Source organism: Streptomyces albidicamelliae (assembly GCF_025642175.1).
Lineage (GTDB): Bacteria > Actinomycetota > Actinomycetes > Streptomycetales > Streptomycetaceae > Streptomyces > Streptomyces albidocamelliae.
This window is the reverse complement of record NZ_CP106795.1, coordinates 5,917,351-5,943,378: the sequence shown is the minus strand read 5'-3', so window position 1 is coordinate 5,943,378 and position 26,028 is coordinate 5,917,351. Positions and strand designations below refer to the sequence as shown.

Here is a 26,028-nt window from a genome sequence, read left to right as displayed (position 1 = left end):
ACGGGCCCCCAGGGTCCTTCGCTTTTCTCAGGGCGGCTGTCGGCGTCAGCGAGTGAACAGCTCGGGGTGCTTGCGGACGAAGTCGGCTACTCCTCCGGCGGACCGCCCGGTGACCTCTGCCATGCCTTCTGCCTGGCGGTCATAGCGGCCGTCCAGGTGCAGGCGAGCCATGGTGGAGATGTGCTGACGTACATGGGCCGGCAGTTCCAGCGCCGCGAGATCGTTGTCCAGCCATTCCTGCAACGGGACGGCGGTGTAGTCGACCGTGTGGTGCAAAGCATCGGAAATCTCCGCGGCCAGCCCGGCGACGTCCTGTGATCGGGGGCCGGTCAGCTCGTAGCTCCGGCCGATGTGACCGGCCGGATCGGCCAAGATCTCCTCGACAACCGCGGCAACGTCATCGGCCGCGATCGGGGAGGTTCGCGCCTCGCCGAAGGGCCACCTGATCACGCCGTCCGTGGCGATCGAGGAAAACAAGGTCCGGAAGAGCGGGTTCTCCATGAAGACGGTGGGCCTGACCTGGACCACGGGCAGGCCTGACCAGTCGAGAACCTGCTCGACCAGCCACTGCTGTCGATGCTGGTGCGACTCGGAGCCGGTGGTGGGGTCCATCTCGGAGACGGTCAGCTGCGACATGTTCACGAACGCCTCCAGCCTTCCGTAGGCGCGCGCGACCGCCGCCGTGGTCACGGCAGCCAGCAGATACTGGTCTGACACGGCCATGCCGAAATACATCCGACCGCAGCCGTCGAGGGCGTCGGCGACATCACGAGCACACGTCAGATCTCCGACCACGACCTCGGCGCCCGTCGCGCGCAGCGCCTGGGCACGGTCGTCATCACGGCGCACCAGAGCACGGACCTGGAGACCCCGGCGCCGCAGACCCTGGACCACGGTTCTGCCGACAGCCCCGACGCTGCCCGCAGCACCGGTCACCAGAATGGGCCGCATGCCTGCTTCCGGGCTGTAGTCCATGTCGGCAGACTGCGGCCCGCATGGCCAGGACGCAACCGGGGGCGTTCTCCCGACCTTCGGGGCCGGAACGGTGGCCGAAGTGACTACCGCCCGCGTGCGGAGCTGGCGCGGCAAGCTCTTGGCGGCTGGGGCCACAGCAGCTCTCGCACCGCGCTGATCCGTCAGCGAAGCGCTCATTGCGAGGTGAGGACCGGACCTGCCTGAACGTGTGGTGTCCGTCGCCGCATGAGACGGAAACGAGACGGCCGGACGTCCGCCGGACCAGGTGCGCTCCCCCATGCGAACTACCGGTACGCCGGGGAACGGGCCGGACGCTGAGGCCGGCCCGTCGGGGTCAGGAACGGATGAACGCGAGGATGTCCGGGTTGAGGACCTCCGGGTGCGTCGACAGCATCCCGTGCGGGTAGCCCTCGTAGGACTTGAGGGTCCCGTTCTTCAGGAGCTTGACCGTCAGGGGTGCCGAGTCGTCGTACGGGACGACCTGGTCGTCGGTTCCGTGGGCGACGAGGACGGGCACCTCGATCTGCTGCAAGTCCTCGGTGAAGTCGGTCTCGGAGAACGCCGCAACGCACTCGTAGTGCGCGTTCGCCGCGCCCATCATGCCCTGGCGCCACCAGTTGTCGATCAGGCCTTGCGACACCTGAGCTCCGGGACGGTTGAAGCCGTAGAACGGCCCCGAGGGAATATCGATGAACGACTGAGCCCGGTTGCCGGCAACGCCCGCACGGAAGCCGTCGAAGACTTCCATCGGCAGGCCGCCGGGGTTGGCCTCCGTCTTCAGCATCAGCGGTGGCACGGCGCCCACCAGGACCGCCTTGGAGACGCGGCCGGGCTTGGCGCGGGCGACGTAGCGGGCGACCTCGCCGCCGCCGGTGGAGTGGCCGATGTGCACGGCACCCCGCAGGTCGAGGGCGTCGGTCAGCGCGGTCACGTCCGCGGCGTAGGTGTCCATGTCGTGGCCGGTCGCGGTCTGGGTGGAGCGTCCGTGGCCACGGCGGTCGTGAGCGATGACTCGGTAGCCCTGCGCCAGGAAGAACAACATCTGGTTGTCCCAGTCGTCGGCGCTCAACGGCCACCCGTGGTGGAAGACGATCGGCTCCCCCTCCCGAGGACCCCAGTCCTTGTAGAAGATCGTGGTGCCGTCGTCGGTCGTGACTGTACCCATCGCAGATCCTCCGCTAGTCCGAGCGCACCCCCGGCTACAGAGCAATGGGTGCGGGGCACGCGGGACTTCACGCCCAGCGGGCGCGGTCCGGATGTATGGCCCACGTTACGCCCTGCCCCTGCGGGCCACATCCGCAGCTTGTCGGCGTCCGCCAAGTCTCAGAGATGGCATCAAGCTCGCCCGCCCGTCGTGGTGGCTCGTGGCCCTGGCTCCTGGGATCGGTCTCTAACTTGTTGACGGTCAGGCCACGAGCAGAAGCGCCGCTCCCGGCATCGGGGCCGGCCGTACCCTCGCCCACCGCGGGCACCTCCCGTCCTCAGCGGGCCAGGTCCGCGCGCCCTGACCCAGATCGGTGCAACTCGGGGTTCGTGAAGCTTGCGGTCGTCAGGGGGTCGCGACGGCTTTCAGGATGGTTCGGCTCGTTCATCAGCGTGGCCGCTGGATTGGCGGAGCTCCCCGATCCATCTCAAGGCGGACAGGGAGGGCATGAAGAAGTATTCGCCGCCGCGCAGCACGTTGAATGTCTGGATGCCGTGGATGCGACGCCGCACCGGATGTTGCGGGATGGTGAACGTCGCCCCGTCCTCTTGCAGCCCGACGTTCGGATCGCGTTCGTCGCCCAGGTCCATGAAGTTGCCGTTGTTGATCCACTCCTGCTGCAGGAACTCCATCGTGGCCATTGCCTTGGCGCTGAGGAAGATGAAGTAGGTGCCGCGCCGTACCTCGTCGTCCTGCTTCGAGGTCGCGTCAGGGTCGTAGGGTGCCCCATAGGTCGTGCTGCGCCGGATGATCCGGTGAACGTTCACGTCGGCGAGTAGGGCCATCTTGGTGTCGCGCGGGTTCATGCGCCGCATGTGTGAGCCGAGCGGCACCTGGCGGCCGTGCGGATCCGCGACGTAGGTGAAGTCGTTGTTCCGGCGCGCGTCCGCGCCGAGCGCCGGGTCGTCCTGCGTCGGGGCGAGCGTCAAGGGCGCGCCGCTGCGCCAGCGGCCCACCAGCTTCGCGGCGAGCAGTTCCCGCTCCTGCTCGCTCTGCGCGTGCTCGCGCAGGAACCGGTTGAACGTCCCGACGCGGGCCTGGTAGTTGCGCAGCCCGACGAAGGTGCCGTTGCGGCCCAGCACGTCCGGACGCGGCATCGGCAGCGGCACGCCGGCCTCGCCGGGGTAGCCGAGGATGAATTCGCCGGCCTTGATCGGTGGTCCCTGGCCGGGCAACGAGTCGACGCCGCAGCCCTCGATGGCCGGCTGGCCGATCGAATCTCTGTAGCCCAGCGGATTGAGGTCGCCTGGCTGGGCGCCGAAGTCCTGCATCAGCATGACGGTGACGCCGGAGAACCCCTGATACTGCCGGCCCGCGGTCTCCATCGCGCGGCGCCACTTGTCTTCCGTGTCGCTGAAGATGCTGACCGCGATGTGGATCTCCCCGGTGCCGAAGGGCCTTTCCCAGTTCTTCGGGTCGTTTGGTCCGTAGTCCCGGAGCTTGTCGGCGCGTGCGGCCATCCCCACGCGGAATGCTTCGGGGAAGGACCGGAGCGAATCCGCTGGCAGGCCTAGAGCCACCAGCCCGGTGGAGCTGATGGCGATGGAGGTCCAGGCGTCGCCGCCCTGCCACCAGTCGGCGGCGGAGTCGACGTAGGGTGTCAGCCGCTGCACGAATTCGCGGCCGGCCTGGGCATCCTCCACGTGGAGCATGACGTGCGTGCCGTAGTAGGGCTCGGGCCGGTAGCGCAGCACCGTCGCCTGGATGTCGTCGAGCTCCACGGTGACGGGGGCACGCGGAAGGTCGCCTCCGAGGCGATCGACGAGCGGCATGGCGTTCTCCCCACAGAAACCGAGACGAGCCGGCTCACGGGGACACTCTCGCCGGGTGGCGCGGCCGCACCAGACTGTCCGGGTGGCTGGACTGGCAGGGCAGACTGTCCGGGTGGCTGGACTAGTCGCTGATCTTGTCCAGGAATTCTTCCAGCGCGTGGCCGACGCGGTTCAGCCGCCTGGTCTCCGCCACCGTCAGATCTGGATTCGCGACGTACCAGCCATCGGCCGTGACCTGGTACTTCGCGATCCAGTCCTTCACCGACGGGCTGCGCGTTCCCGGCCATCCCACGCAATTGCTCATAAACAGATCCAGTTCGTCCGGGATCTTCGTTGCGAAGTCGTCGATGTAGGGGTCCCACTCATCGTCGTAAGCGGTACAGAAGAGCAGCTTCCTGTCGTTGTCAAGGAATACGAAGCGCATATCGTGGACGGTGCCAACCCTGTCTGTGTCATCGAAGTTTCCGTCCCGCAGCTGCAGGAAGGCGCGCAGTCGCTCTGCTCCACCTTCGACGAACGGAGCGATCAGGGTGAGCTCCGAGACCCTGCCCTGTCGACTGCCGACCCGGCCAGCGGATTCCATCCGCGTTCGCGGCTTCCCCATAATCGACGTCGCGCCTTTTTGGAGTACGTTCTTCAACGCCTGCTTTCCCACCTCCGGCGCGTCGGCGTAGAGCTCTCGCAGCTTCTGGATGTTCTGTTCCACGGCCTGATCGGCTTCCGGTGCGGTCGCTGTCCCTTCTTGCATTGTCATAGCTGTCCTGTCCTTTCGATCCGGTTCGATTCCTGCGCCCGGATAATGGCCGGACGGCCCACGGATGCGCCGCGGACCGGGTGGTTACCGCCCGAGCCGGACCCGTGGGCCTCTGATCACGGCAACACCGAATCGGCACTGGTCGGCTCGGTTTGCGGCTGGTGGTTCAGCGTCCGGCGGACCTTGGCCGACGCCGTGTAGATCCGTCGCACGTTCATGATTTCGCCCAGCGGGCGGTGAGCGGACGTGACACGCCACTGATTGAACGCGAGCGCGTCACCCTTCTCGAAGTTCTCGGGTCCCGAGATGTCCTGGCGCGGTAGATGCACGCGCCCCACGGTGACAAAGGGAGACAACTTTTCGGGCCATTCCACGGTCAGGACGTTCACTGGCATCGCCGCGAGGTCCGTGCACAGCTGGACCTGAAGATCGAAATCGAATGGTCTCGCCTGTAGCTCGTCCGCCAGCGTCGGATAAAACACGTCCGGGCCAATCGTGAGGTCGAGATCACGATGGATCACGTGCGTGGCGCTCTCCGCGGCCGGCGCGACACGTATCTTGGCGATGTAGTCCCCATGACGTACCGCGCCCATGCTCCAGAACGTGGTGAGCAGCGGATTGCGCACATGCGTCTGCGTTGCCACTCTCACGATCGCGAATACCTCGTCCCATGCCCACTCTTGCTGCTGCAGCTGGCCCTTGCCCGTGAGCACATCCGCCAGCAGCTCGTGGAGACCCGCCTTGCCGCGTGTCACGTAGTCCTGCGCGTTGTTCGCGATGTCCTCGATGAACAGGTAGTGTTTCGCCGTATTGCTGATGAAGATGGGGTTATTTTTGAGCACGAGGTCGAAGGTGGTCGAGTCCGGCTCGTCCTCGACGAGTTTTGGTCCGTCGATATCGAATATTTTGATCGCGAAGCCAAGGCCGGGTCCGAGTTGTGCGTCCGTGCCCAGGTGGGTGGACGTGCTGGAGAAGCGAATCAGTGCGCCGTGGCGGCCCGGCTTGGCATAGATGCCCTGTGCATACGCCGCCGGCACATCAGTCAAGATCTCGACTTCTGCCTTGACCAGGCCGAATGACTTAGCGTGCGCGCCGCGGACGGCCCGACCGGTGCCCTCGGTGCTCGGCGATTCACGGCCCTTTTTCTCCCAGAAATCAATGATCTGTGCCAGCAGCTCGTCTAGATGGGGATCGATGGTCTCGACCTCAGGGGTATAACGAACGAACTCGGATGACATCTGTCGCTCCTCCAAGTCGATCTCGCTTGTCCCGTTCGTTCAATGCTTGTGGCTCTGCTGAACTCCACCCGAGTAATATTTGGCGGCCAAGTACAGCCTTTGAGTACTGCTGGACTTGATGGTCCCGAGTGTGCCCGGCACTGTCGGCGACTGGGCGGAGGTCGCCACTGGTGATCCACTTCTGCGTCCGAGAACTATCCATCACCTCGGCACTAACTCTGATCATTCATGCGCCCAGCAGACGGGAGGTGACCTCGTGCAGGTGATCTTTCGTCGTAAGCCCGTCGTCGCTTGCCGGCGTGAGTCCGGTCCGGGTACCTGCCAGGAGGCCCAAATGTTTCGAGCACGCTGGGGCCCGGCCTGGAAACGGGTCAACTACAACTGGGGCAGTCGCCGAAGGCGCATCACCCGACCTGAGTTGCAGCATTACGGTGTAATCATGGCAATTATCCCATGCGTTGAGCAGGTGCGCGAGCCGTTCGAGGGCGGCGGTGATCTCGCCGGAACGGCCTGCATCTGCACAGGCGGCCCCCGTAGAGCCCGGCGGACCGGGCCGTCTGTGGGCCGTCCGAGGGCGGCCAGCGACGACCGACAACGTTCAATGACGACCACAACCCCGCAGCTCTCCGGCGGAGTGTGGGGCGACGCTGCACCCCAGCGGAGGGGCGGTTCAATACCAGCGCTACTGATCACGGCTCTCGCTGACCAGCGAGGCTGACGAAGCCCACGGCTAGGTCGGTGGAGCGGCTTTGGGCTGGAGCTGATTTGGCGCGAGTGATCATGGCCCATTCCGCTAGCCAGCGGATCGGGCAGGTTTGTGAGCCTGCCCGTTAGTGCCCGATCTTGGGCCATGATCTTCGAGGCTCGCGCCAAATTGGCTGCCTAAAGCCGTGGAGCCGACCGCCCCAGCCACAGAGGGTTTCTCCCCATGACGTCCCCGCAGCCGCCGAGCGCGTCGCCGGGTGCGGCCAGCCCGGGCGAAGACAGGAGGCAGGAGGCAGGCCGCGCCGCAGAGGCGGCGCGCGCCCGCGCCGTGCGCGGGCCTTGATGAAGTAGGGAAAGTCTTATCCCGCTGGGATGAGCCGCCGTCTGTCTTGTCTCGGTTGATGCTCGACGTTGTGGCTTCACCTGATGCTTGATACCGCTTGCCTCGGCTTGGCTGATGAGCCGCCGTCCGTCGTGGCTCCGCACGTGGGGGCCGTTGCCATCCAAGGCGTCCAAGAGCCGAACGGCGAAAACCTCGGACATGCGCTCCGATACCTCGTCGGGCGTCAGCCAGCTGACCGCGGTCGACTCCCCGTGCCTCCTGGCTGAACCAGGCACGTCACCACGCCGCCGCGCTGCTGGCCTGATCCGTACGGCACTCCGCGCGTTCCGTCGGCGAGCGAGCACTTTCCCAGAAGGCCGGGCCGGAGTTCCCGGTCGGGGGCCGTCGGAGCGGCGGCGTCGGCCCACGTGCGGTGCGGCTGGGGCGCTCATAGGCTGATGGTGCTCGGGGCGACTGCGGAGGTTGGTCATGCCCCGAACCATCTGGTCCGGCGCCATCTCGTTCGGTCTGGTCACCGTGCCGATCAACGTGGTCGGCGCCACGGAGGACCACAGCATCCACTTCCACCAGTACCACCTGGAGGACATGGGCCGGGTGCGCTACCGCAAGGTGTGCGAGCTGGAGGACCGCGAGGTCCCGCAGGACGAGATCGGCAAGGGTTACGAGCTGACCAGGACGCAGGTCATTCCGATCACGGACGAGGACCTGAGCAACCTGCCGCTGCCCACGGCGAAGGCCATCGAGATCGACGCGTTCGTCCCCCTCGCGTCGATCGATCCGATCCGGATCTCCGACGGGTACTACCTCCAGCCGGCGGGCCAGGTCGCCGCCAAGCCGTACAAGCTGCTGGTACAGGCCCTCAGCCGCTCCAGCAAGGTCGCCGTCGCGAAGTACGCGTGGAGCGGCAGGGAGCGGCTGGGTCTGCTGCGGGTACGCGACGGCGTCCTCGTGCTGCACGCGATGCGCTGGCCGGACGAGATCCGCGATCCCACCGAGCTGCTCCCCGCTCCGGTCGAGATCACCGACGAGGAGATCGAGGGCGCCCTCGCGCTCATGGACACCATGACCGCCGACTCCCTCGAAGGGCCCGAGTTCCAGGACCAGTACACGGAGGCCGTCGCGCGGATCATCGAGGCGAAGCGCGGGAACAAGCCGCTCCCGGAGGCACCCGAACCGGAGGAGCCGGCGCAGGTGCTCGATCTCATGGCCGCACTCAACGCGTCCGTGCAGCAGGCGAAGCGGTCCCGGGGCGAGGGAGCGGGCCCGGCGGAGGTCCACGAACTGCCCCCACCGAAGAAGCGGGCACCCGCCAAGAAGCAGCCGGCCAAGAAGGCCACGGCGAAGAAGACCCCCACGAAGAAGGCACCGGGCAGAAACCCACGCAGTGCCTAGCCGTCCGGTCGGAGGTGCCACCCGGCCGGGGCTGCCTGACCGCCTGACGTCGTCGTAGGCGCGCACCTCCGCCGCCGGCGCATCCTCCGCCCGCCGTCGCGTGGGCCGCCGAGCGCAGGCTCCCGCTGCTTTGGACGTCGTCGAGGAGGTCCAGGACGCAGAGGAGCGGGCCGCCGAGATACCGGCGGGCCGAGCGGGTCCGGCTCGCGGCGCGGGCGCTGGGCGACACCACGTACGACCGGCTCCTCGCTGACGTGGCTCCCGCCGACCTGATCAAGGCCGAGGTGTACCCCCTGTGCTGGGACGAGCCGGATGCGCTCGAGTGGGGCGCCGATGGTAACGACGGGCTGAACCGGTTCTTCGGCGCTGCCGCGGCGGCCGACGACGCCGTGCTCGTCTGGCTCGACTGACGGCGAGCCCAGCCCGGTGCCGCGGCCTGCCCGGGCCGTGGCACTTCAGTCGTCGCCGGCCTGCCCACGCCGTTGCGCCTCAGTCTTCGCCGGCCTCACACGCGTGGCCCTCAGTCGTCGCCGGAGCTGTTGTTGCGGGACCGGCTCCGGCTCTTCGTGGAGGTGCCGGCGATCTCGGCGGCCACGAGGGTCACCTTGGCCACGACGCGGGCCCAGCGTGGGCCGCCCCGCTCCGCCCACACCACGCAGACGCATCCGCCGATGACGAGCGCCAGGACGCCGAGCAGCACAACGATCATTTCTCCCCCACCTGTGCGATCAGGCTCGTGCTGTCATGCCGGAAGCCTTGGTCGTTCCGGCAGACGCCGCACGTGCGTGATCGGTTCCCTCACCAGGTCACGGGCAGGGTCCGGGGACCGCGGATCAGGCCCTGGCGCTGGAACTCGACCTCCTCGGGGGGCACGGCCAGCCGGATCGCCGGGAAGCGGGTGAGGACCGAGCCGATCATGACCTCGGCCTCCATGCGGGCCATGATGGCGGCCAGGCAGTGGTGCGGGCCGTGCCCGAAGGCCAGATGGGCGGCGGTCTCGCGGTCGAAGTCCAGGCTGTCGGGGTCGGCGAACACGTCCGGGTCCCGGTTGGCGGAGACGTACGCGTTGTAGACCACGTCGCCGGCCCGGATCAGCTGGCCGCCCACCTCCACGTCCTCGGTGGCGACCCGGGGGATGCCGACGCCGTTGCGGTGCGGGACGTAGCGGAACAGTTCGTCCACGGCCCGGGGCAGCAGTTCCGGCTCACGGCGCAGCCGGTCCATGTGCCCGGGGTGGGTGAGCAGCGCGTACATCATCGAGCCGCTGTTGTTGCGGACCGCGTGCCCACCGCTGACCTGGATCGCGGTGGCCAGGGAGATCGCCTCGTCGTCGGTGATCTCGCCCGAGGCCGCGGCCTGCGCCAGCACTCCCGCGAGGTCCTCGCGGGGATCCTCGCGGCGCTGCTGGAGCAGTTCGACGATCCGGGCCCGGGTGGCCTTCGCGGCCTCGGCGGCGCGTTCCTTGGACTCGACGCCCGCCGACAGCAGCGCCTCGCCCGTCTCCGCCCAGCGGTGCCAGTCCTTCTCGTCGACGCCGAGGAAGTCACGGATCACGGCGATCGGGAACGGCCCGTGCAGGTGCTCCATCAGGTCGGCCGGTGCGCCGGCGCGTTCCATCGCGTCCAGCAGTTCGGCGGCCCGGTGCTCGGCCAGCGGCCGCAGCCGCTGCATGCTCCTGCCGGTGAACGCACGCGCCACGACCCGGCGCAGCCGGTTGTGCCGGGGCGGGTCGATGTACTGCAGTCCCGCCGTCTGCGAGGCCACCGGCACCGGGCGCATGGTGGTGACGTCGCGGCCGACGACCTCCTCGCGGGAGAAGCGCGGGTCGGAGGTGACGAAGCGGACGTCCTCGTAGCGGGTGACCAGCCAGGCGTACCCGTCGCCGTGCGCGAGCCTGATCCGGGTGACCGGCTCCTCGCGCAGCACCTCGTCCAGGAAGGGGTCGGGGTCAAGCGCGGGCAGATCGTCGACGGGCCAGAACCTCACCGGCGGCGGAGGCGGGGCCGGGGCCGGAGCTGGGTCGAGAGGCATCGGGCACACTCCCTGCGGCGGGCTGCGGCGGCGGACACGCCGCCCTGCCAGGGAGTCTGCCGCGCACCGGCTCCGGTCGCCGACTTGTAATGCGGCATCCGGGTGCCGCCGGCTCCGCCCCGGGGAGCCCTCCGGTACGGCCCTGTGAGCGGCCGACCGCCGTGACCGTCGCCGGGGTGCGCGGCAGAAACAGGTGCCTCGGGGCCCCGGACGCGACGACGGGCCCCCGCCCTGTTCAGGACGGGGGCCCGGAAGCCGTACGACGTGCGGGTGGCAGTCTCGTGCCGGCTCAGGCGGAGCCGGTACGACGTGCGGGCCGGCAGCCTCGTGCCGGCTCAGGAGCCCACGAAGAGGACCATCAGCAGCCACACCACCGGCGCGGTCGGCAGCAGGGAGTCCAGCCGGTCCATGATGCCGCCGTGACCGGGGAGCAGGGTGCCCATGTCCTTGATGCCCAGGTCACGCTTGATCATGGACTCGCCCAGGTCGCCCAGGGTGGCGCTGGCCGCGACCGCGAGCCCCAGCAGCAGGCCCTGCCACCAGGCGCCATCGTCGATCAGGAACTGCATGCACAGCGCGCCCGCGACCATGGCGAAGGCCACCGCGCCGAGCAGACCCTCGCGGGTCTTGCCGGGGCTGATGCGCGGGGCGAGCTTGTGCTTGCCGAAACGCCAGCCGACCGCGTACGCACCCGTGTCGCTGACGACCGTCAGCAGCAGGAAGGTGAGGACCCGCCAGGGGCCGTCGTCGGCGGTGAGCATCATCGCGACGAAGGTGGCGAGGAACGGCACGTAGAACGCGGCGAAGACGCCGGCCGTGACGTCCTTGAGATAGCCCTCCGGCGGTTCGGTCATGCGCCAGACCAGGACCGCGAGGGCGGTCAGGGCCATGGCGACCCACGCCCCCTCGGCACCGCGCGCATAGCCGGCGACCACCATCGCCGCACCGCCGACCGCGAGCGGCACGAGCGGCGCCTTGATGCCCTTGCGCTCCTGCAGCCTGCTGGTCAGCTCCCACAGACCGACGACGACGGCGATCGCCACGACACCGACGAACACGGCCTTGACGACGAACAGGGACGCGACGATCACCACACCGAGCCCGACGCCGACGCCTATGGCCGCGCTCAGGTCACGGCCCGCGCTCTTCTTCTGCGGCGCTGGCGCCGGCTGCGGGGCGTCGGGCATGGGCTCCGGATTCTGGGTCTCGGCCGGGACGGGCCGGTCCTGGAAGGTCTCGTCTCGGAACAAGGGACCGCCCAGCCGAGCGGCCCCCCGGTCGTCGTCCTGGTCCCCGCCGAACTCGGGTACCTCGGGCACGATGGGCATGGGGCGAGTCTGGTGCGCCTCAGGCGCATCGTACGTGGGACCCGCCGGGGCGGCCCCCTGGACAGGTCCACCGTCGGTGGACCCCCAGTACCCGGCCTGCCCCGCGTACGGCGGTGCCCCCCAGGAAGAGTCGCTCATCAGACTTCGAGCAGCTCCGATTCCTTGTGCTTGAGGAGCTCGTCCACCTGGGCGACGTACTTCGCCGTCAGGTCGTCGAGTTCCTTCTCCGCACGGCGGCCCTCGTCCTCGCCGACCTCGCCGTCCTTGATCAGCTTGTCGATGGCGTCCTTGGCCTTGCGGCGCACGGAGCGGATGGAGACCTTCGCGTCCTCACCCTTGCCCTTGGCGACCTTGATGTACTCGCGGCGGCGCTCCTCGGTCAGCTCGGGGAACACCACTCGGATGATGTTGCCGTCGTTGCTGGGGTTGACGCCCAGGTCGGAGTCGCGGATCGCCTGCTCGATGTTGCGCAGCGCGCTCTTGTCGAACGGGGTCACGACCGCCATGCGCGGCTCCGGCACGGAGAACGAGGCCAGCTGGTTGATCGGCGTCGGGGCACCGTAGTAGTCGGCCACGATCTTGTTGAACATCGCCGGGTGCGCACGGCCGGTGCGGATCGCGGCGAAGTCCTCCTTGGCGACCACGACGGCCTTCTCCATCTTCTCCTCGGCCTCGAGGAGGGTCTCTTCGATCACCACTTGCTCCTGCGTGTCTTGAGTGAGGCCCGGCCGCGGTTCCTCGATCGGAGCGGCGGCCGGCTGCGTCGCGTCTTCTTCCTGCACGGTTCCCGACCGGCAGGACATTGTCCATCCCCCGGCCAGGGTGCGTCCCGTCCGTCCCTCGGACAGGTGGCGCTCCCGGGTGGCGGGGTCGTGCCGGTCAGTCCCGGCTGCCCTGCTCACCCACCAGCGTGCCGATCTTCTCACCCTTGACGGCGCGGGCGATATTGCCCTCCGCGAGAAGCTCGAACACGAGGATCGGGAGCTTGTTGTCGCGGCACAGGGTGATGGCCGTGGCGTCGGCGACCTTGAGGTCCCGGGTGATGACCTCGCCGTAGCCGAGGGCGTCGAACTTGACGGCGTCGGGGTTGGTCTTGGGGTCGGAGTCGTAGACCCCGTCCACGCCGTTCTTGCCCATGAGCAGCGCCTCGGCGTCGATCTCCAGGGCGCGCTGGGCGGCGGTGGTGTCGGTGGAGAAGTACGGCATGCCCATGCCGGCGCCGAAGATGACCACGCGGCCCTTCTCCAGGTGGCGCACGGCGCGCAGCGGGATGTACGGCTCGGCGACCTGCCCCATGGTGATGGCGGTCTGCACCCGGCTGTCGATGCCCTCCTTCTCCAGGAAGTCCTGGAGGGCGAGGCAGTTCATCACGGTGCCGAGCATGCCCATGTAGTCGGAGCGCGCACGGTCCATGCCGCGCTGCTGGAGTTCGGCGCCGCGGAAGAAGTTGCCGCCGCCGATGACGACCGCGACCTCCGCTCCGTCGCGGACGACGGCGGCGATCTCGCGGGCGATCTTGTGCACCACGTCGGGGTCGACGCCCAGGCCCCCGCCACCGGAGAAGGCCTCTCCGGACAGCTTCAGCAGAAACCGGCCGCGTACTTTGCCGTCGTCGCTCTTCTGGGCCTTCGTGGTCATGGAGATCCCGCCTCTTTCACGTGTTGCACATACGAAGAAGGCCATTGCCGATGGGTTCGCTTTTCGCTCCCATGCGCGGCAATGGCCTCCTCGTCAGATCTGCTGCCGTCCGCCGCACGCCCGGGTGTGGCGGTGTGCGCGGACGACTGCTGTCGACCCTATCGGGATTTCTCCGTGGGTCGCGCGTCGATCGCGGTACGGACTCAGATGCCGACCTTGATGCGCGAGAAGCGCTTCAGGGTGACACCGGCCTCGTCCAGCACCTTCTGGACCGACTTCTTGTTGTCGAGCGCGTACGGCTGGCCGAGCAGCGTGGCGTCCTTGAAGAAGCCGTTGACACGACCCTCGACGATCTTGGCGATCGCGGCCTCGGGCTTGCCCTCGGCGCGGGTGGTCTCCTCGGCGACGCGACGCTCGGTCTCGACGACCTCGGCCGGCACGTCCTCCTTGGAGAGGTACTTCGGCGCGAAGGCGGCGATGTGCTGGGCGACGCCCTTGGCGACCTCGGCGTTCGGCTTGTCGAGCTCGACCAGGACACCGATCTGCGGCGGCAGGTCGGGCATGGTGCGGTGCATGTAGGCCAGGACGTAGCCGTCGGAGAACTGCGCGAAGCGGTCCAGGACGATCTTCTCGCCGAGGTTGGCGTTGGCCTCGTCCACGAACGCCTGGACGGTCTTGCCGGCCTCGATCTCGGAGGCGAGGAGCGCCTCGATGTCGGCCGGGTTCGACTTGGCGACGTGCTCGGCGATGGCCTGGGCCACGGCCTGGAACTTCTCGCCCTTGGCGACGAAGTCCGTCTCGCACTTCAGCTCGACGATGACGCCGGAGGAGTTGTCGTCGGCGATGATGGAGACCACGGCGCCGTTCTCGGCGGAGCGGCCCTCGCGCTTGGCGACGCCCTTCTGGCCCTTGATGCGCAGGGCCTCGACGGCCTTGTCGACGTTGCCCTCGGCCTCGTCCAGCGCCTTCTTGCAGTCCATCATGCCGGCGCCCGTGAGCTCACGGAGCTTCTTGACGTCGGCGGCGGTGTAGTTCGCCATGAGTCTGTGAGTCTTTCTCGAAGTCTGGGAGATCTTCAGATCCGCACGGTCCGGGATCCACATGTAGCCGCGGATCCCGTACCCGGTGCCGACCTACGGGTGAACAGCGGGGGCGGACTTCATGTCGCCGCCCCCGCCGTCAACGCTGACGTCAGGCCTGCTCGCCCTCGGCGGCCTTCTCGCCCTCGGCCGGAGCGGCCTCGGCGGCGGGGGCAGCCTCGGTGGCCTCGGCGGCCGGAGCAGCCTCGGCGGCCGGAGCGGCCTCAGCAGCCTCGGCGGCCGGAGCCTCGTCCTTCTTCTCACCCTCGAGCAGGTCGCGCTCCCACTCGGCGAGCGGCTCGGCGGCGGCCTTCTCGCCCTTGTCGCCGGTGGCGACGCGGGAGCGGGAGATGAGACCCTCGGCGACGGCGTCGGCGATCACGCGGGTCAGCAGGGTGACGGAGCGGATCGCGTCGTCGTTGCCCGGGATCTTGTAGTCGACCTCGTCGGGGTCGCAGTTGGTGTCGAGGATCGCGACGACCGGGATGTTGAGCTTCCGGGCCTCACCGACCGCGATGTGCTCCTTCTTGGTGTCCACGATCCAGACGGCGCTGGGAACCTTGGACATCTCGCGGATACCGCCGAGGGTCTTCTCCAGCTTGGCCTTCTCGCGCGAGAGCACGAGAAGCTCCTTCTTGGTCAGACCCGAGGCCGCGACGTCCTCGAAGTCGATCTGCTCGAGCTCCTTGAGGCGCTGCAGACGCTTGTAGACGGTCGAGAAGTTGGTGAGCATGCCGCCCAGCCAGCGCTGGTTGACGAAGGGCATGCCGACGCGGGTGGCCTGCTCCGCGATGGCCTCCTGCGCCTGCTTCTTCGTGCCGACGAACATGACCGTGCCGCCGTGGGCGACGGTCTCCTTGACGAACTCGTAGGCGCGGTCGATGTACGACAGCGACTGGAGCAGGTCGATGATGTAGATGCCGTTGCGCTCGGTGAAGATGAAGCGCTTCATCTTCGGGTTCCAGCGACGGGTCTGGTGACCGAAGTGGACGCCGCTCTCCAGCAGCTCCCGCATCGTGACGACGGCCATGGCCGTATCTCCTTGAATTTCTCGGTTGTGCCGCGTCCGCCGGACGGCGGCCGCGCCTGACGCCCGCGATGCGCCGTGCCGCGAAGGACCGAGAGGCGCTTGGTACGAACCCTTGCCGGGTGCCGTACCGGGGCGTGCGAAGTCGACCCGGTGACCCGGATCGCCAGAAGAAGTGTACGGGACCGGGAAGGCGCCGGGTGACGCCGCTCTCCACAAGCGGGGGGTTGCCCACAGGCTCCGGCCGTGATCGGCGCCGTGCGGGACGGTTGCCGCATGCGACGAGCGATGCGACGGGTCCTGACGGGGGTGGCTGTGCTGCTCAGCTCGGCCGTGGCCGCCCTCACCCCTCCGGCCTGGGCGGATCCCCCGGTCCCTGGGCCGCCCTCCGCCCCGGCGGCCCCGGTGCCGGCCGTGGGCCGCGTCTGGCCGGTGGGCGTGCGCCCCTCGGTGCTGCGGGGCTGGGAGCCCCCGGCGACGGTGTACGGCGCCGGCCACCGGGGCGTCGACCTGGCCGCGCCCGCAGGTTCGGCGGTGCGGGCGGTCGCGGCGGGCCGGGTGTCCTTCGCGGGCCGGGTGGCCGGGCGGGGCGTGGTGTCCGTGGAGCTGACCGGAACGGATCTGCGCACCACGTACGAGCCGGTGACCGCGGCGGTGCGGAAGGGGGACGAGGTGGCGGCGGGCGGGGTGGTGGGGGCGGTCCAGGCGGGCGGTTCGCACTGCGGACCGGCGACCTGCGTGCACTGGGGTCTGCTGCGGGGCGAGACCTATCTGGATCCGCTCTCCCTGCTGCCGCCGTGGCTGCTGGCGAGGGGGCCGTCGAGGCTGCTCCCGGTACCGCCGGGCCGGCCACCGTCGGGGCAGGGGCCGATGGCGCGGCGGTGACCGCGGTGGCGCCGGGAAGGGTGCCGACCAGCGCCCACGGGCGCCACGACGAACCGACTCGGGGCAGCATGGGAGGCATCGGCACCAGGCAGGCGCCGCCCGGCGGGACCCGTCGCCGCGTCGCCGCCCGGACGCTCAGCCCCGTACGCCCCGCAGGGCCATGGCCACGGCCGCGTCGGTGATGGCGGTGGGATCCTCGGCCGCGCCGAGTTCGATGCGGCGGACCGCCGCGTCCACGACGCCCTGGAGCAGCATCGCCGCCAGCCGGGGCTGTGCGTGCCCCATCTCTCCGAGCGCCTCGACGATCATCGCGACCAGGCCGCCGTGGGCCGCCCGGATCTTCTCCCGGGCCCCCGCGTCCAGCTCGCTCGCGGAGATCGCGACGACCGCCCGGTGGCGCCGGTCCCCGACCAGCGACAGCTGCTGCCGTACGTACGCCTCGACCTTGCCCTCCGGTGAGTCCGTCCGCTCCATGGCTGAGGCCACCTCCGCCGCCCACAGCGGGAAGTCGGCCTCGCACAGCTCCTCGACCACGGCCGCGCGCGACCGGAAGTACTCGTAGACGGACGACCGCGCCAGCCCCGTGCGCTCGGCGAGCGCGGGAAAGGTCAGCGCGTCCGTCCCGCCCTCGGACAGCAGGGACCGCGCCGCGTCCAGCAGGGCGGCTCGCTGCATCGACCGGTGCTCGGCCACGGAGGCCGCTCGAATCCTTGGCACGCCACCACTTTACGGACGCGTCCCGGACAACGGGAGCCGACGCAGCGTGGCCGGGACGAGTCAGCGCCCGAAGCTCGCGAGCTTCGCCCGCAGCTGCAGTACCGACTTGGTGTGGATCTGGCTGACCCGGCTCTCGGTGACGCCGAGCACATTGCCGATCTCGGCGAGGGTGAGCCCCTCGTAGTAGTACAGCGTGACGACGGTCTTCTCCCGCTCGGGCAGCGTGTTGATCGCCCGCGCGAGGAACCGCCGCAGCTCCCGGTCCTCGGCCACCTCCACCGGGTTGTCGGCCGCGGTGTCCTCGAGGGTGTCCATCAGGCTGAGCCGGTCCCCGCCCTCGCCGCCGACGTGCAGCAGCTCCTCCAGGGCGACCACGTTGGCCAGCGACAACTGGCTGAAAACAGCGTGGAGTTCCTCGACCTCCATGCCCAGCTCGTCGGCGACCTCGCCCTCCGACGGGGTGCGGCGCAGCCGGGCCTCCAGGGTGGCGTAGGCACGCTCGACGTTGCGCGCCTTCTGCCGGACCGAGCGGGGGATCCAGTCCAGCGCCCGCAGCTCGTCGATCATCGCGCCGCGGATCCGGGTGATCGCGTACGTCTCGAACTTGATCTCCCGGTCGATGTCGAACTTCTCGATCGCGTCGATCAGCCCGAACACGCCGGAGGACACGAAGTCGGCCTGCTCCACGTTGGGCGGCAGCCCCACGCTCACCCGGCCGGCCACGTACTTGACCAGCGGCGAGTAGTGCAGGATCAGCTGCTCACGCAGCCGGTCGTCCCCCGTCGCCTTGTACGACCGCCACAGTTCGTCGAGCGTCGAGGGAGCGGGCGGCCGCACGCTGCCACCGTCGCGGGCGGCTGGGGGGATCGCCGCCCGGTCGGACCCGGAGGTGTGCTGGGGCATTCGTCGCCTTGTGCCGTTCTGCCGTGAAGTGCCGTGAAGTGCCGTGAAGTGGGCCGGTAGGAGTTCGTTCGGGTGAAGTGGTCCGCCTGCGTGAGCTGTCGGTCTGGTGTCGAGTTGGCGCAGTCTGTGTCGACGCCTTCGTGAGCGTAGCGTGACTGAGGTGTCGCGGTGTGCGAACACCAGGGCACCACTCGTGCGCGGGGCTCCTGGGCCGCCCCCGTGACCCCGCCGCCGGGATCGCTCTGCGTGACCGGCCGCAGTCGCCAACTCCGCCCATACACAAGGGCGTCGAGGATTCCCCCGGACGGCCGAACCCCGTCGGTCAACACGGTCGGTGACCGTCCCGGAGCGGGATCATCGACTGGCGTGTCAACTTCCAGCCATCGCCGTGTCGTTCGACGTAGCCAAGTGCTCGGAGTTCGTACAGTCTCGCGATCGCCTCGTCCCTGGTGGTCCGCGCGCCGAGCGCGATCTCGTCGGCGGGGGCCGCCCGGTCGCCGGGCAGGGCGGCGAGGACGGCCCGGGCGGCCGGTTCCAGCAGGTCGCGCGGCAGCACCGGGCCGCGCCGCGGCGGTGCCAGCTCTCCCATGTCGCCGACGAGTTCCACCACTTCCGCCGCGTCGGTGACCAGGGCGGCCTCGCCGCGCAGCAGTTCGTGCACACCGGCCGAGAGGGCGCTGGTGACCGGGCCGGGCACGCCCATGGTGAAGCGGCCGAGCCGCTGGGCGGCCCGCGCGGTGGCCAGGGACCCGCTGCGGCAGGCGGCCTCGACCACGACGGTTCCCCTGGTCAGCGCGGCGATGACCCGGTTGCGGAGGATGAACCGGCTCGGTGTCGGGTGGTCGCCCGGCGGCAACTCGCCGACGACGAGTCCCTGTTCCGCGATCCTGTCGATCAGCGCGGCGTGGCCGCGGGGGTAGGGCCGGTCGACACCGCACGCGAGGACGGCGACGGTGGCTCCGCGGGCGGCGAGGGCGCCGCGGTGGGCGGCACCGTCGATGCCGTAGGCGCCGCCGGACACGACGACCCAGCCCCGCTCGGCCAGCCCCGCGGCGAGCGTGGCCGCCGCATGGGTGCCGTACTCGGTGCAGGCACGCGCCCCCACCACGGCGACGGATCTGAGCGCCCACATCCGCAGGCCGGCCCGGCCGCGGACCCACAGCCCGACGGGCCGTGCGTCCGCGAGGTCGTCCAGCTGCCCGGGCCACTCGGCGTCCCCGGGGCACACGAACCGCGCCCCGGTGGCCCCGGCCGTCGCGAGATCCCGCTCCGGCTCTGCCCGCCCGGCCCGCGCGACGAGCCCGGCCCAGCGTGTCGCGCTCATCCCGGGCAGCGGTTCCCCGCCCTCGCGGAGCCGCCGCACCACCTCCCGCACGCCGAACCGGCGCACCGAGCGCCCGACGGTCTCGTCCCCCGGCTCGGCCACCCGGCAGAGGAACACCCTGCCGAGCCGGTCGCCGTCGGAGTCCTCGGCTCCGGTCACGTCAGCGCCCCGATGGCCATCGGCACCCCGCGGGGCACGCCGGTGCGCAGTTGCAGGGCGAGCGCCACGTCGGTGGCGTCCGGGCGTTCGTGCCCGACGAGGTCGGCGACCGTCCAGGCGACGCGCAGCACCCGGTCGATCCCCCGGGCGGTGAGCACGCCCCGCTCCAGGTTGCGTTCCGCCTCGTCCATGGCGCCGGTGACGGCCTGGTACCGGCCGCGCAGCTCCCGGCCGGGAACCTCGCTGTTGGTGCGCCAGGGCGTTCCGGCGAGGCGGGCGGCGGCCCGCTCCCGGGCCTGGCGGACCCGGGCGGCGACGGTCGCGGTGGACTCGCCGCGGGCGCCCGGCACGGTGAGCTGGGCCCGGCTGACGGGGTCCACCTCCACCCGCAGGTCCACCCGGTCCAGCAGCGGGCCGGACAGCCGGGACTGGTAGCGGCGGATCGCCGACGGCGGGCACTCGCACAACGTGTCGCGCTGCGAGAAGCGTCCGCACGGGCACGGGTTGGCGGCCAGCACCATGAGGAAGCGCGCCGGGAAGCGGACGACGCCGGCGCTGCGGGCGATCACGACGTGTCCCGACTCCAGGGGCTGCCGCAGGGCGTCGAGGGTCTGGCTGTGGAACTCGGGCGCCTCGTCGAGGAAGAGCACGCCGCGATGGGCGAGGGACACGGCCCCGGGGCGCGCGATGCCGGGGCCGCCGCCGACGAGGGACTGCATCGTCGCCGAGTGGTGCGGGGCGCAGTAGGGGGCGACGTCGATGAGGGGCTTGCCCGGCGGCAGGAGCCCGGCCACCGAGTGCACGGCGGTGACCTCCAGCGACTCCTCCCGGATGAGCCGGGGAAGCACGGCGGGCAGGCGCTCGGCGAGCATGGTCTTGCCCGCACCGGGCGGGCCTTCCAGGAACAGGTGGTGTCCGCCGGCGGCGGCCACCTCCACCGCCGTGCGGGCGGAGGTCTGGCCCACGACGTCGGCGAGGTCGTGATCGTGGTCGTGCTGCGCGGCGCCGAGGCTGTGTATACCGGTGGCGGCGCCGGTGCCGGGCACGCGCAGCCCGGCCAGGAGGGGGTCGGGCCGCCCCTGCTCGTCGGGCTGCTCCTCGGGGACGGGCTCGTCGGTCAGCACGGCGATCAGCTGGCGCAGGCTGCGCACCCCGAGCACCGAGACGCCGGGGACCAGCGAGGCCTCGGCGGCGGCGCACTCCGGCACCACGACCTGCTCGTAGCCCGCGTCGGCCGCGGCGAGGACGGCCGGCAGGATGCCCCGGACCGGTCGCACGCGGCCGTCCAGGCCCAGTTCGCCGATCATGACGATGTCGGCGAGGACCCGGGGATCGATCCGTTCGGCGGCGCCGAGCACGGCGCAGGCGACGGCCAGGTCGAAGCCGGAACCGGCCTTGGGCACCGACGCGGGGCTGAGTCCGACGGTGAGCTTCTTCTGCGGCCACTCGCCGCCCGAGTTCACCACCGCCGCGCGGACCCGGTCGCGGCTCTCCGTCAGGCTCTTGTCCGGCAGGCCGACCAGGGTGAAGGCGGCTACGCCGGGTTCGAGGTCGGCCTGGACCTCGACGACGACCCCCTCGACTCCGACCAGGGCCACCGAGCACGTACGGGCGAATCCCATCTCAGGCCACCCCCCGCGCGTGCTCGACGGACGGGGCGCCCCGGCGGGGCAGGAGCACGCCGATCAGGTCGATGCGGACGCCGCCCGGCGGTGCTCCTCCGTGGGCGTGGATCCAGCGTTCGGCCAGGCCCCGGAGCCGCTCGGCCTTCCGCGGGGTGACCGCGGCCATCGGATGCTCGTAGGAACCGCTCCTGCGGGTCTTCACCTCGCAGATGACGAGCGCGTCGCCGTCCCGCGCCACGATGTCGATCTCGCCGGACCTGCCCGAGCGCCAGTTGCGCTCCAGGACCGTCATCCCGGCGAGGACCAGCCGCCGCGCGGCCAGATCCTCGCCGTACCTGCCGAGTGCACTGCGTGCCCTGCTCATGTCGGCACCACCTCCGGCACCAACGGTCACGCAGCGGGCCCACCCGTGTTGATCTCGGTGGACGGGTCAGCGGTTGTGGAAAACCCCGTCACCCGCCCGGGAGCTCCAGGTCGCTCTTGTTCAGCTCCTCGATGTTCACGTCCTTGAATGTGAGGACGCGGACCTGCTTGACGAAGCGAGCCGGCCGGTACATGTCCCAGACCCAGGCGTCGGCCATGGACACCTCGAAGAAAACCTCACCCTGAACCGAGTGCACCTGCATCTCGTAGTCGTTGGTGAGATAGAAGCGTCGCTCGGTCTCGATCACGTATTTGAACAGACCGACGACGTCTCGGTACTCCCGGTAGAGCTTCAGCTCCATCTCGGTCTCGTACTTCTCGAGGTCCTCGGCGCTCATGGCATGTTCCCCTTCAGCCGTGCGATCCCCCCATTGTGCGCCAGTCCCGGGAGCCCTCAGACGATTTCCGTGTCGAGGGTCACGGGCCTGGCCGGGGGACCCTCGTCGAGCAGCCGCTGCAGCAGCCCGGCGAGTCTGGTCGGATACACCGTCTCATGTGACCGGGTCAGTTCCCGACACGTCCACCAGCGCGCTCCGGCGACGCTGCGCCGCTCCAGCTCCGTCAGCCCCGTCGCCACTCCGGCCGTCTGGGCCGTACGGGCCAGGTAGTACCACTCGTCCTGGTCCCAGCGGCGCCCCGCGAAGGGGAAGGAGCACCGCCGGCGCCACAGCACGGGACCGAGTTCGACATCGGTGATGCCGGTCTCCTCGGCGAGTTCCCGCAGCGCGGCCTCCTCGCGCGTCTCGGCGCCCTCCAGACCGCCGCCGGGGGTGAACCACCAGTCGTCCGCGGGATCGTCCGGCTCGTGACCGTGCAGCAGCAGGATGCGGTCCGCGGGGTCGAGGAGGACCACCCGGGCGACCTTGCGCAGCCCGCCCTCGCCGGAGAAGTCCGGCGGGGTCTCAGCGGGCACCGACGGGCTCCGGGCCGGTGCGGGCGCGGGAGCGGCCCAGACGCTTGGCGATCGGGCCGTACGCGCCGCCGCCGAGGACCAGGACGGCGCCGGCGACGATCATCAGCTCGATCGTGCGCAGCGGACCGGGCCGGGAGAGGGCGCCGAGCGACTCGAAGCCGGTGGGGCTCTTCAGGGAGCCCTTCCAGGGCCACACGACGGCTTCCACGCGGGCGGAGACGGCGTCGCGGGAGACGGTGCCCTTGGCGGTGTCGGTGAGGTGGGCGCTGGAGTCCAGGGAGCCCTGGCGCTCGTCACCGAGGAGGAAGAGCCGGCCCTTCGGGACGGTGACGGTGGGGATGTTCTTGATCTCGGCCAGGCTGCCCTCGGGCAGGTAGGGCTCGTCTATCTGCTTGCCGTTGACGGTGAGCTTGCCGTCGGTGCAGCAGGAGACGGTGTCACCGCCGACGGCGACGACACGCTTGACCACCTTCGCGTTGGTGACCCAGCTCTTGTCCTCGAAGACGACGACGTCACCGCGCCGCACCTCGGCGCCGTCGACCCGCTGGGCGAGCACCCGGTCACCGGCGTCGATGGTGGGGGTCATGGAGCTGGTCGGCACGGTGTACGGGCGGTAGGTGACCGCCGCCCACGCGAATCCGCCGAGGAACAGCACCAGGCCGAGCGCCACGGCCAGTCCGGACAGTCTCTGCCCGATCCTGCTGCCGCCGGCCCGTGCCGTGCCTGTGCCGCCGCCGTGCGGGGCCGTACGCGTCGTGCTCTCGCCACCCATGGACCCGCACCCTACCCGGCGGTACCGGGCGAGGTCAGCCCCCTGTTTCCCGGGCCGGGCCGACGGCGAACGAGGTCGGGAGGCGGGCCGGCCGGGCGGGTCCGCCCGGCCGGGGCGGGGTCAGCGCCGCCCGGCGGACCTCGTCGGCACGGCCTTGGACTCCGGCCGGTCCGAGCGCCGGCGCCGCCACATCGCCACCGGCAGCACCGCCACGAGGGCCACGCCCTGGGGGGCCACCGTCAGGGAGGCGGACGCGGAGGACTGCTCGTCGAGCCCGGGCTGGTCGAAGGTGTCCGGGATCGGCAGGGTGCCCCAGCGGTTGATCGGCCAGGCCTTGACGATGGCACGGCCGACGACCTCGTCGACGGGGACCATGCCGTGGTGCTTGTCGGACTGGTTGTAGCGGGAGTCGCGGGAGTTCTGGCGGTGGTCGCCCATCACCCAGAGGTAGCCCTTGGGCACCTTCACCTTGAACTGGCCGCCCAGGTCGTCGTCGGTGCACGGCGTGTTGCCGGGGTAGACGTACGGCTCGTTCAGCGCCTTGCCGTTGACCACCAGCGGGCCGGTGCCCTTGCACTGCACCGTGTCGCCGCCGACGCCGATCACGCGCTTGATGAGGTCCTTCTCCTCGGCGGACGGCATCAGGCCGATCCAGCTGAGCACCTTCTGCACGGCGTTCGGGTTGGGCGCCGGTTCGCCGGCCAGCCAGTTGTCCGGGTCGTGGAAGACGACGACCTCGCCGCGCTCGGGCTCGGAGCCGAACCAGGGGGTGAGCTTGTCGACCAGGACGCGGTCACCCTGCTGGAGGGTGTTCTGCATCGAGTCGGACGGGATCGAGAACGCCTGCACCAGGAACGTCTTGATCAGCAGCGCCAGCACCAGCGCGATGACCACCAGGATCGGCAGCTCCTTCCAGAAGGAGCGCTGCTTCGCCGGCCGGTGCGTGGTCTCGCCCGTGCCCGCGTCCTGGGTGCGGGGCCCGTCCGCCGACGCGCCGTCGTCACCGGCGGCCGGGTCATTCCTGGGGGTCATGGCGCCGTCCGGCACGGGACCGTTCGCCGCCACGGGGTGCCCGCGGTGCTCCTCGCCGTCGTGTCCCGAACGTGCGCCAACCGCCACATCCCCCACGCCAACTCCTCACTCTGTGCCGCCGCCCGCGCCGGATACGGTGCAGGCCCACCACTCCCATAACGAGCGGGAGTTCCGCAGGGGTCGGGAGCCGGGTCGATCCGTTCTGGTTCTCTGAGGCAACCCTATGCGACTGCCGGGTACCGGCGGTCGCCCCCGACACGGAGTCGGCGACGCTTGCGAAGGTTTTAGGTTCCTGAAGGCGCGTCCAGTGGCCGATCGGCCAGCCGATGGCCATGGCCCGGCCGACCACCGAGTCCTCGGAGACCGTGCCGCCGTACGGGGTGTCCTGGTGGAAGCGGGAGTCGGCGGAGTTGCCCCGGTGGTCGCCCATCACCCACAGCCGGCCCTTGGGCACGGTGATGTCGAAGGGGGTGGCGGAGGGGGCGTCCCCCGGATAGATGTAGTCGCCCTCGGTCAGCGGTACGCCGTTGACGGTGAGGCGGCCCTGGGCGTCGCAGCACTTGACGTGGTCGCCGCCGACCCCGATGACCCGCTTGATCAGGTCCTTCTCGTTGTCGGAGGGCAGCAGGCCGATGAAGGTGAGGCCCTCCTTGAGCTGCTTGACGACGATGGGGTCGTTCTTCTTGGCGGTCTGCTCGTCCGCGAGCCAGCCGCCGGGGTCGTGGAAGACGACGACGTCCCCGCGCTGCGGCTTGGAACCGAACCAGGGGGTGAACTTGTCGACCAGCACGCGGTCGCCGATGCGGATCGTCTGCTCCATGGAGCCGGACGGGATCACGAACGCCTGGACGAGGAAGGTCTTCAGGACGAGCGCGATGAGGACCGCGACACCGACCAGAAGGGGGATCTCCCGAACGGCTGAACGACGGCGCTTGCGTTTGACCTTGCGCTGCAGTTTGCGGCGCTCCGCGCGCGTGCGGCCACCGCCCCCGGACGCGACGGTGCGGCGGGTCCCGGTGGGCAGCAGGTCCTCGGCGGGCGTCGCGGGCACCCCGCGCGGTTTGCCGCGGTTACCCATGGGCGCCCTCCGCCGGGGCCGCGGGCACGCGCGCGTAGGCCTGCGGACGCCTGAGGTGCGCCCAGTGGCCGTACGGCCAGACGATCCAGTCGGCGCGGCCGACGACGTCGTCCACGGGGATCATGCCGCCGCCGGGCGAGCCCAGGTGGTCGCGGGAGTCGCTGGAGCGGCTGCGGTGGTCGCCGAGGACGAAGAGGCGGCCCGCGGGCACGGCGACGTCGAAGGGGACGCTGGAGGCGCTGTTCCCCGGATAGAGGAACGACGACTCGTCGACCGGCCGGTCGTTCACCTCGATCCTGCCCTCCTTGTCGCAGCAGACCACGTGGTCTCCCCCCACCCCGACAACGCGTTTGACGTAGTCCGCGTCTCCGAAATACCCGGTGCCGTCGAACACAATCACGTCGCCGCGGCGCGGCTGGGCACCGAAACGGTACGCCAACTTGTTTACGAGAACGCGGTCCCCGATCCTCAAACCCCGCTCCATGGATCCGCTGGGAATCTCGAACGGCTGCGCCACGAAGGTGTTCAGCAGCAGGACGAACGCCAGGCAGGCGAAGACGGTGACGGTGATCCGTCCCCCCGGCAGCCACGCGGTCATCCGCGGCGCCAACGCGGAACGCGACCGCCCCTCCGGCCCCGGAGTACCGGGGTGGGAGGAGCGGTCGCGTTCCGTCTGCTGAGCTTCGGTGTCCATCGGAGCCAGATGTTATC

The 26,028-nt window shown here is 70.1% G+C and carries 26 protein-coding genes and 1 pseudogene; 3 read left to right on the top strand and 24 right to left on the bottom strand.

Features of this window, described 5'->3' with window-relative positions:
* Window positions 1-45: 45 nt before the first annotated feature.
* From N8I86_RS27275 to N8I86_RS27250, 6 genes and pseudogenes are all read right to left on the bottom strand, one after another.
* Complete coding sequence (locus N8I86_RS27275) at window positions 46-975, bottom strand: NmrA family NAD(P)-binding protein (RefSeq protein WP_263278917.1); 930 nt, start codon at window positions 973-975, stop codon at window positions 46-48.
* Between the two features lie 334 nt (window positions 976-1,309).
* A complete protein-coding gene (locus N8I86_RS27270; protein WP_263278916.1) occupies window positions 1,310-2,140 on the bottom strand; it encodes an alpha/beta fold hydrolase in 831 nt (276 codons plus the stop codon).
* Between the two features lie 404 nt (window positions 2,141-2,544).
* Complete coding sequence (locus N8I86_RS27265; RefSeq protein WP_263278915.1) at window positions 2,545-3,951, bottom strand: Dyp-type peroxidase; 1,407 nt, start codon at window positions 3,949-3,951, stop codon at window positions 2,545-2,547.
* Window positions 3,952-4,072: 121 nt separating this feature from the next.
* Entirely contained in the window at window positions 4,073-4,657 is a 585-nt protein-coding gene (locus tag N8I86_RS27260; RefSeq protein WP_198960331.1) for a hypothetical protein, read from the bottom strand.
* A 164-nt stretch (window positions 4,658-4,821) separates the two neighbouring features.
* The gene (locus N8I86_RS27255; protein WP_263278914.1) at window positions 4,822-5,943 is read right to left on the bottom strand and encodes a catalase family protein; all 1,122 of its coding nucleotides are present in this window, start codon (window positions 5,941-5,943) and stop codon (window positions 4,822-4,824) included.
* 1,161 nt (window positions 5,944-7,104) lie between these two features.
* A pseudogene (locus tag N8I86_RS27250) lies at window positions 7,105-7,245 on the bottom strand (NUDIX hydrolase); the annotation flags it as partial.
* A gap of 214 nt (window positions 7,246-7,459) precedes the next feature.
* Here N8I86_RS27250 and ku point away from each other — a divergent pair.
* On the top strand, window positions 7,460-8,383 hold the full coding sequence (gene ku, locus N8I86_RS27245; protein ID WP_263278913.1) for a non-homologous end joining protein Ku: 924 nt from the start codon (window positions 7,460-7,462) through the stop codon (window positions 8,381-8,383).
* Window positions 8,384-8,508: 125 nt separating this feature from the next.
* Window positions 8,509-8,793, top strand: a complete 285-nt coding sequence (locus N8I86_RS27240) for a YfbM family protein (protein ID WP_263280159.1) — start codon at window positions 8,509-8,511, stop codon at window positions 8,791-8,793.
* 110 nt (window positions 8,794-8,903) lie between these two features.
* On the opposite strand, the gene N8I86_RS27235 is transcribed toward N8I86_RS27240, so the two are convergent.
* The 7 genes from N8I86_RS27235 to rpsB form a co-directional block, all read right to left on the bottom strand.
* Complete coding sequence (locus N8I86_RS27235; protein ID WP_073890046.1) at window positions 8,904-9,092, bottom strand: hypothetical protein; 189 nt, start codon at window positions 9,090-9,092, stop codon at window positions 8,904-8,906.
* Window positions 9,093-9,181: 89 nt separating this feature from the next.
* On the bottom strand, window positions 9,182-10,414 hold the full coding sequence (locus tag N8I86_RS27230; protein ID WP_123436526.1) for a cytochrome P450: 1,233 nt from the start codon (window positions 10,412-10,414) through the stop codon (window positions 9,182-9,184).
* 335 nt (window positions 10,415-10,749) lie between these two features.
* Window positions 10,750-11,880 (bottom strand): phosphatidate cytidylyltransferase, encoded by a 1,131-nt coding sequence (locus N8I86_RS27225; protein WP_263278912.1) that lies wholly within the window; start codon window positions 11,878-11,880, stop codon window positions 10,750-10,752.
* Entirely contained in the window at window positions 11,880-12,437 is a 558-nt protein-coding gene (gene frr, locus N8I86_RS27220) for a ribosome recycling factor (protein ID WP_073890041.1), read from the bottom strand. Before frr ends, N8I86_RS27225 begins: the two co-directional genes overlap by 1 nt.
* A gap of 184 nt (window positions 12,438-12,621) precedes the next feature.
* Window positions 12,622-13,380 carry a UMP kinase gene (gene pyrH / locus N8I86_RS27215; RefSeq protein WP_073890040.1) on the bottom strand — a complete coding sequence of 253 codons (759 nt, stop codon included), beginning with the start codon at window positions 13,378-13,380 and terminating at the stop codon, window positions 12,622-12,624.
* 203 nt (window positions 13,381-13,583) lie between these two features.
* Window positions 13,584-14,420: a translation elongation factor Ts gene (tsf, locus tag N8I86_RS27210; RefSeq protein ID WP_073890039.1), complete on the bottom strand. Its 837-nt coding sequence runs from the start codon at window positions 14,418-14,420 to the stop codon at window positions 13,584-13,586.
* 151 nt (window positions 14,421-14,571) lie between these two features.
* Entirely contained in the window at window positions 14,572-15,489 is a 918-nt protein-coding gene (rpsB, locus tag N8I86_RS27205; protein WP_073890037.1) for a 30S ribosomal protein S2, read from the bottom strand.
* 273 nt (window positions 15,490-15,762) lie between these two features.
* On the opposite strand from rpsB, the gene N8I86_RS27200 reads away from it, so the two are divergent.
* Window positions 15,763-16,371 (top strand): M23 family metallopeptidase, encoded by a 609-nt coding sequence (locus N8I86_RS27200; RefSeq protein WP_263278911.1) that lies wholly within the window; start codon window positions 15,763-15,765, stop codon window positions 16,369-16,371.
* A 135-nt stretch (window positions 16,372-16,506) separates the two neighbouring features.
* Here N8I86_RS27200 and N8I86_RS27195 read toward each other — a convergent pair whose 3' ends face one another.
* The 11 genes from N8I86_RS27195 to lepB (N8I86_RS27145) all read right to left on the bottom strand — a co-directional run bounded on the left by N8I86_RS27195 (window position 16,507) and on the right by lepB (N8I86_RS27145) (window position 26,011).
* Entirely contained in the window at window positions 16,507-17,064 is a 558-nt protein-coding gene (locus N8I86_RS27195; RefSeq protein ID WP_073890033.1) for a TetR/AcrR family transcriptional regulator, read from the bottom strand.
* Between the two features lie 84 nt (window positions 17,065-17,148).
* Window positions 17,149-17,991 (bottom strand): RNA polymerase sigma factor WhiG, encoded by an 843-nt coding sequence (whiG, locus tag N8I86_RS27190; protein ID WP_073890031.1) that lies wholly within the window; start codon window positions 17,989-17,991, stop codon window positions 17,149-17,151.
* Window positions 17,992-18,313: 322 nt separating this feature from the next.
* A complete protein-coding gene (gene dprA / locus N8I86_RS27185; protein ID WP_073890029.1) occupies window positions 18,314-19,474 on the bottom strand; it encodes a DNA-processing protein DprA in 1,161 nt (386 codons plus the stop codon).
* On the bottom strand, window positions 19,471-21,096 hold the full coding sequence (locus N8I86_RS27180) for a YifB family Mg chelatase-like AAA ATPase (protein WP_263278910.1): 1,626 nt from the start codon (window positions 21,094-21,096) through the stop codon (window positions 19,471-19,473). The genes dprA and N8I86_RS27180 overlap by 4 nt, the downstream gene beginning before the upstream one ends.
* Window position 21,097: 1 nt before the next feature.
* A complete protein-coding gene (locus N8I86_RS27175) occupies window positions 21,098-21,493 on the bottom strand; it encodes a YraN family protein (RefSeq protein WP_107423619.1) in 396 nt (131 codons plus the stop codon).
* A 58-nt stretch (window positions 21,494-21,551) separates the two neighbouring features.
* Entirely contained in the window at window positions 21,552-21,860 is a 309-nt protein-coding gene (locus N8I86_RS27170; protein ID WP_003965949.1) for a DUF2469 domain-containing protein, read from the bottom strand.
* Between the two features lie 56 nt (window positions 21,861-21,916).
* The gene (locus N8I86_RS27165) at window positions 21,917-22,435 is read right to left on the bottom strand and encodes an NUDIX hydrolase (protein WP_073889965.1); all 519 of its coding nucleotides are present in this window, start codon (window positions 22,433-22,435) and stop codon (window positions 21,917-21,919) included.
* Entirely contained in the window at window positions 22,425-23,207 is a 783-nt protein-coding gene (gene lepB, locus N8I86_RS27160) for a signal peptidase I (protein WP_073889964.1), read from the bottom strand. The genes N8I86_RS27165 and lepB (N8I86_RS27160) overlap by 11 nt, the downstream gene beginning before the upstream one ends.
* Before the next feature lie 120 nt (window positions 23,208-23,327).
* Window positions 23,328-24,335 (bottom strand): signal peptidase I, encoded by a 1,008-nt coding sequence (lepB, locus tag N8I86_RS27155; protein ID WP_073889961.1) that lies wholly within the window; start codon window positions 24,333-24,335, stop codon window positions 23,328-23,330.
* Complete coding sequence (gene lepB, locus N8I86_RS27150; protein ID WP_073889960.1) at window positions 24,223-25,317, bottom strand: signal peptidase I; 1,095 nt, start codon at window positions 25,315-25,317, stop codon at window positions 24,223-24,225. The genes lepB (N8I86_RS27155) and lepB (N8I86_RS27150) overlap by 113 nt, the downstream gene beginning before the upstream one ends.
* Complete coding sequence (gene lepB, locus N8I86_RS27145; RefSeq protein ID WP_073889957.1) at window positions 25,310-26,011, bottom strand: signal peptidase I; 702 nt, start codon at window positions 26,009-26,011, stop codon at window positions 25,310-25,312. The genes lepB (N8I86_RS27150) and lepB (N8I86_RS27145) overlap by 8 nt, the downstream gene beginning before the upstream one ends.
* Window positions 26,012-26,028 lie beyond the last annotated feature (17 nt).

Coding starts and splice junctions, on each gene's coding strand:
- N8I86_RS27275 (WP_263278917.1), bottom strand. CDS start 975: ATGGACTACAGCCCGGAAGCAGGCATGCGGCCCATTCTGGTGACCGGT.
- N8I86_RS27270 (WP_263278916.1), bottom strand. CDS start 2,140: ATGGGTACAGTCACGACCGACGACGGCACCACGATCTTCTACAAGGAC.
- N8I86_RS27265 (WP_263278915.1), bottom strand. CDS start 3,951: ATGCCGCTCGTCGATCGCCTCGGAGGCGACCTTCCGCGTGCCCCCGTC.
- N8I86_RS27255 (WP_263278914.1), bottom strand. CDS start 5,943: ATGTCATCCGAGTTCGTTCGTTATACCCCTGAGGTCGAGACCATCGAT.
- ku (WP_263278913.1), top strand. CDS start 7,460: ATGCCCCGAACCATCTGGTCCGGCGCCATCTCGTTCGGTCTGGTCACC.
- N8I86_RS27235 (WP_073890046.1), bottom strand. CDS start 9,092: ATGATCGTTGTGCTGCTCGGCGTCCTGGCGCTCGTCATCGGCGGATGC.
- N8I86_RS27230 (WP_123436526.1), bottom strand. CDS start 10,414: ATGCCTCTCGACCCAGCTCCGGCCCCGGCCCCGCCTCCGCCGCCGGTG.
- N8I86_RS27225 (WP_263278912.1), bottom strand. CDS start 11,880: ATGAGCGACTCTTCCTGGGGGGCACCGCCGTACGCGGGGCAGGCCGGG.
- pyrH (WP_073890040.1), bottom strand. CDS start 13,380: ATGACCACGAAGGCCCAGAAGAGCGACGACGGCAAAGTACGCGGCCGG.
- tsf (WP_073890039.1), bottom strand. CDS start 14,420: ATGGCGAACTACACCGCCGCCGACGTCAAGAAGCTCCGTGAGCTCACG.
- rpsB (WP_073890037.1), bottom strand. CDS start 15,489: ATGGCCGTCGTCACGATGCGGGAGCTGCTGGAGAGCGGCGTCCACTTC.
- N8I86_RS27200 (WP_263278911.1), top strand. CDS start 15,763: ATGCGACGAGCGATGCGACGGGTCCTGACGGGGGTGGCTGTGCTGCTC.
- whiG (WP_073890031.1), bottom strand. CDS start 17,991: ATGCCCCAGCACACCTCCGGGTCCGACCGGGCGGCGATCCCCCCAGCC.
- N8I86_RS27180 (WP_263278910.1), bottom strand. CDS start 21,096: ATGGGATTCGCCCGTACGTGCTCGGTGGCCCTGGTCGGAGTCGAGGGG.
- N8I86_RS27170 (WP_003965949.1), bottom strand. CDS start 21,860: ATGAGCGCCGAGGACCTCGAGAAGTACGAGACCGAGATGGAGCTGAAG.
- lepB (WP_073889964.1), bottom strand. CDS start 23,207: ATGGGTGGCGAGAGCACGACGCGTACGGCCCCGCACGGCGGCGGCACA.
- lepB (WP_073889960.1), bottom strand. CDS start 25,317: ATGGGTAACCGCGGCAAACCGCGCGGGGTGCCCGCGACGCCCGCCGAG.
- lepB (WP_073889957.1), bottom strand. CDS start 26,011: ATGGACACCGAAGCTCAGCAGACGGAACGCGACCGCTCCTCCCACCCC.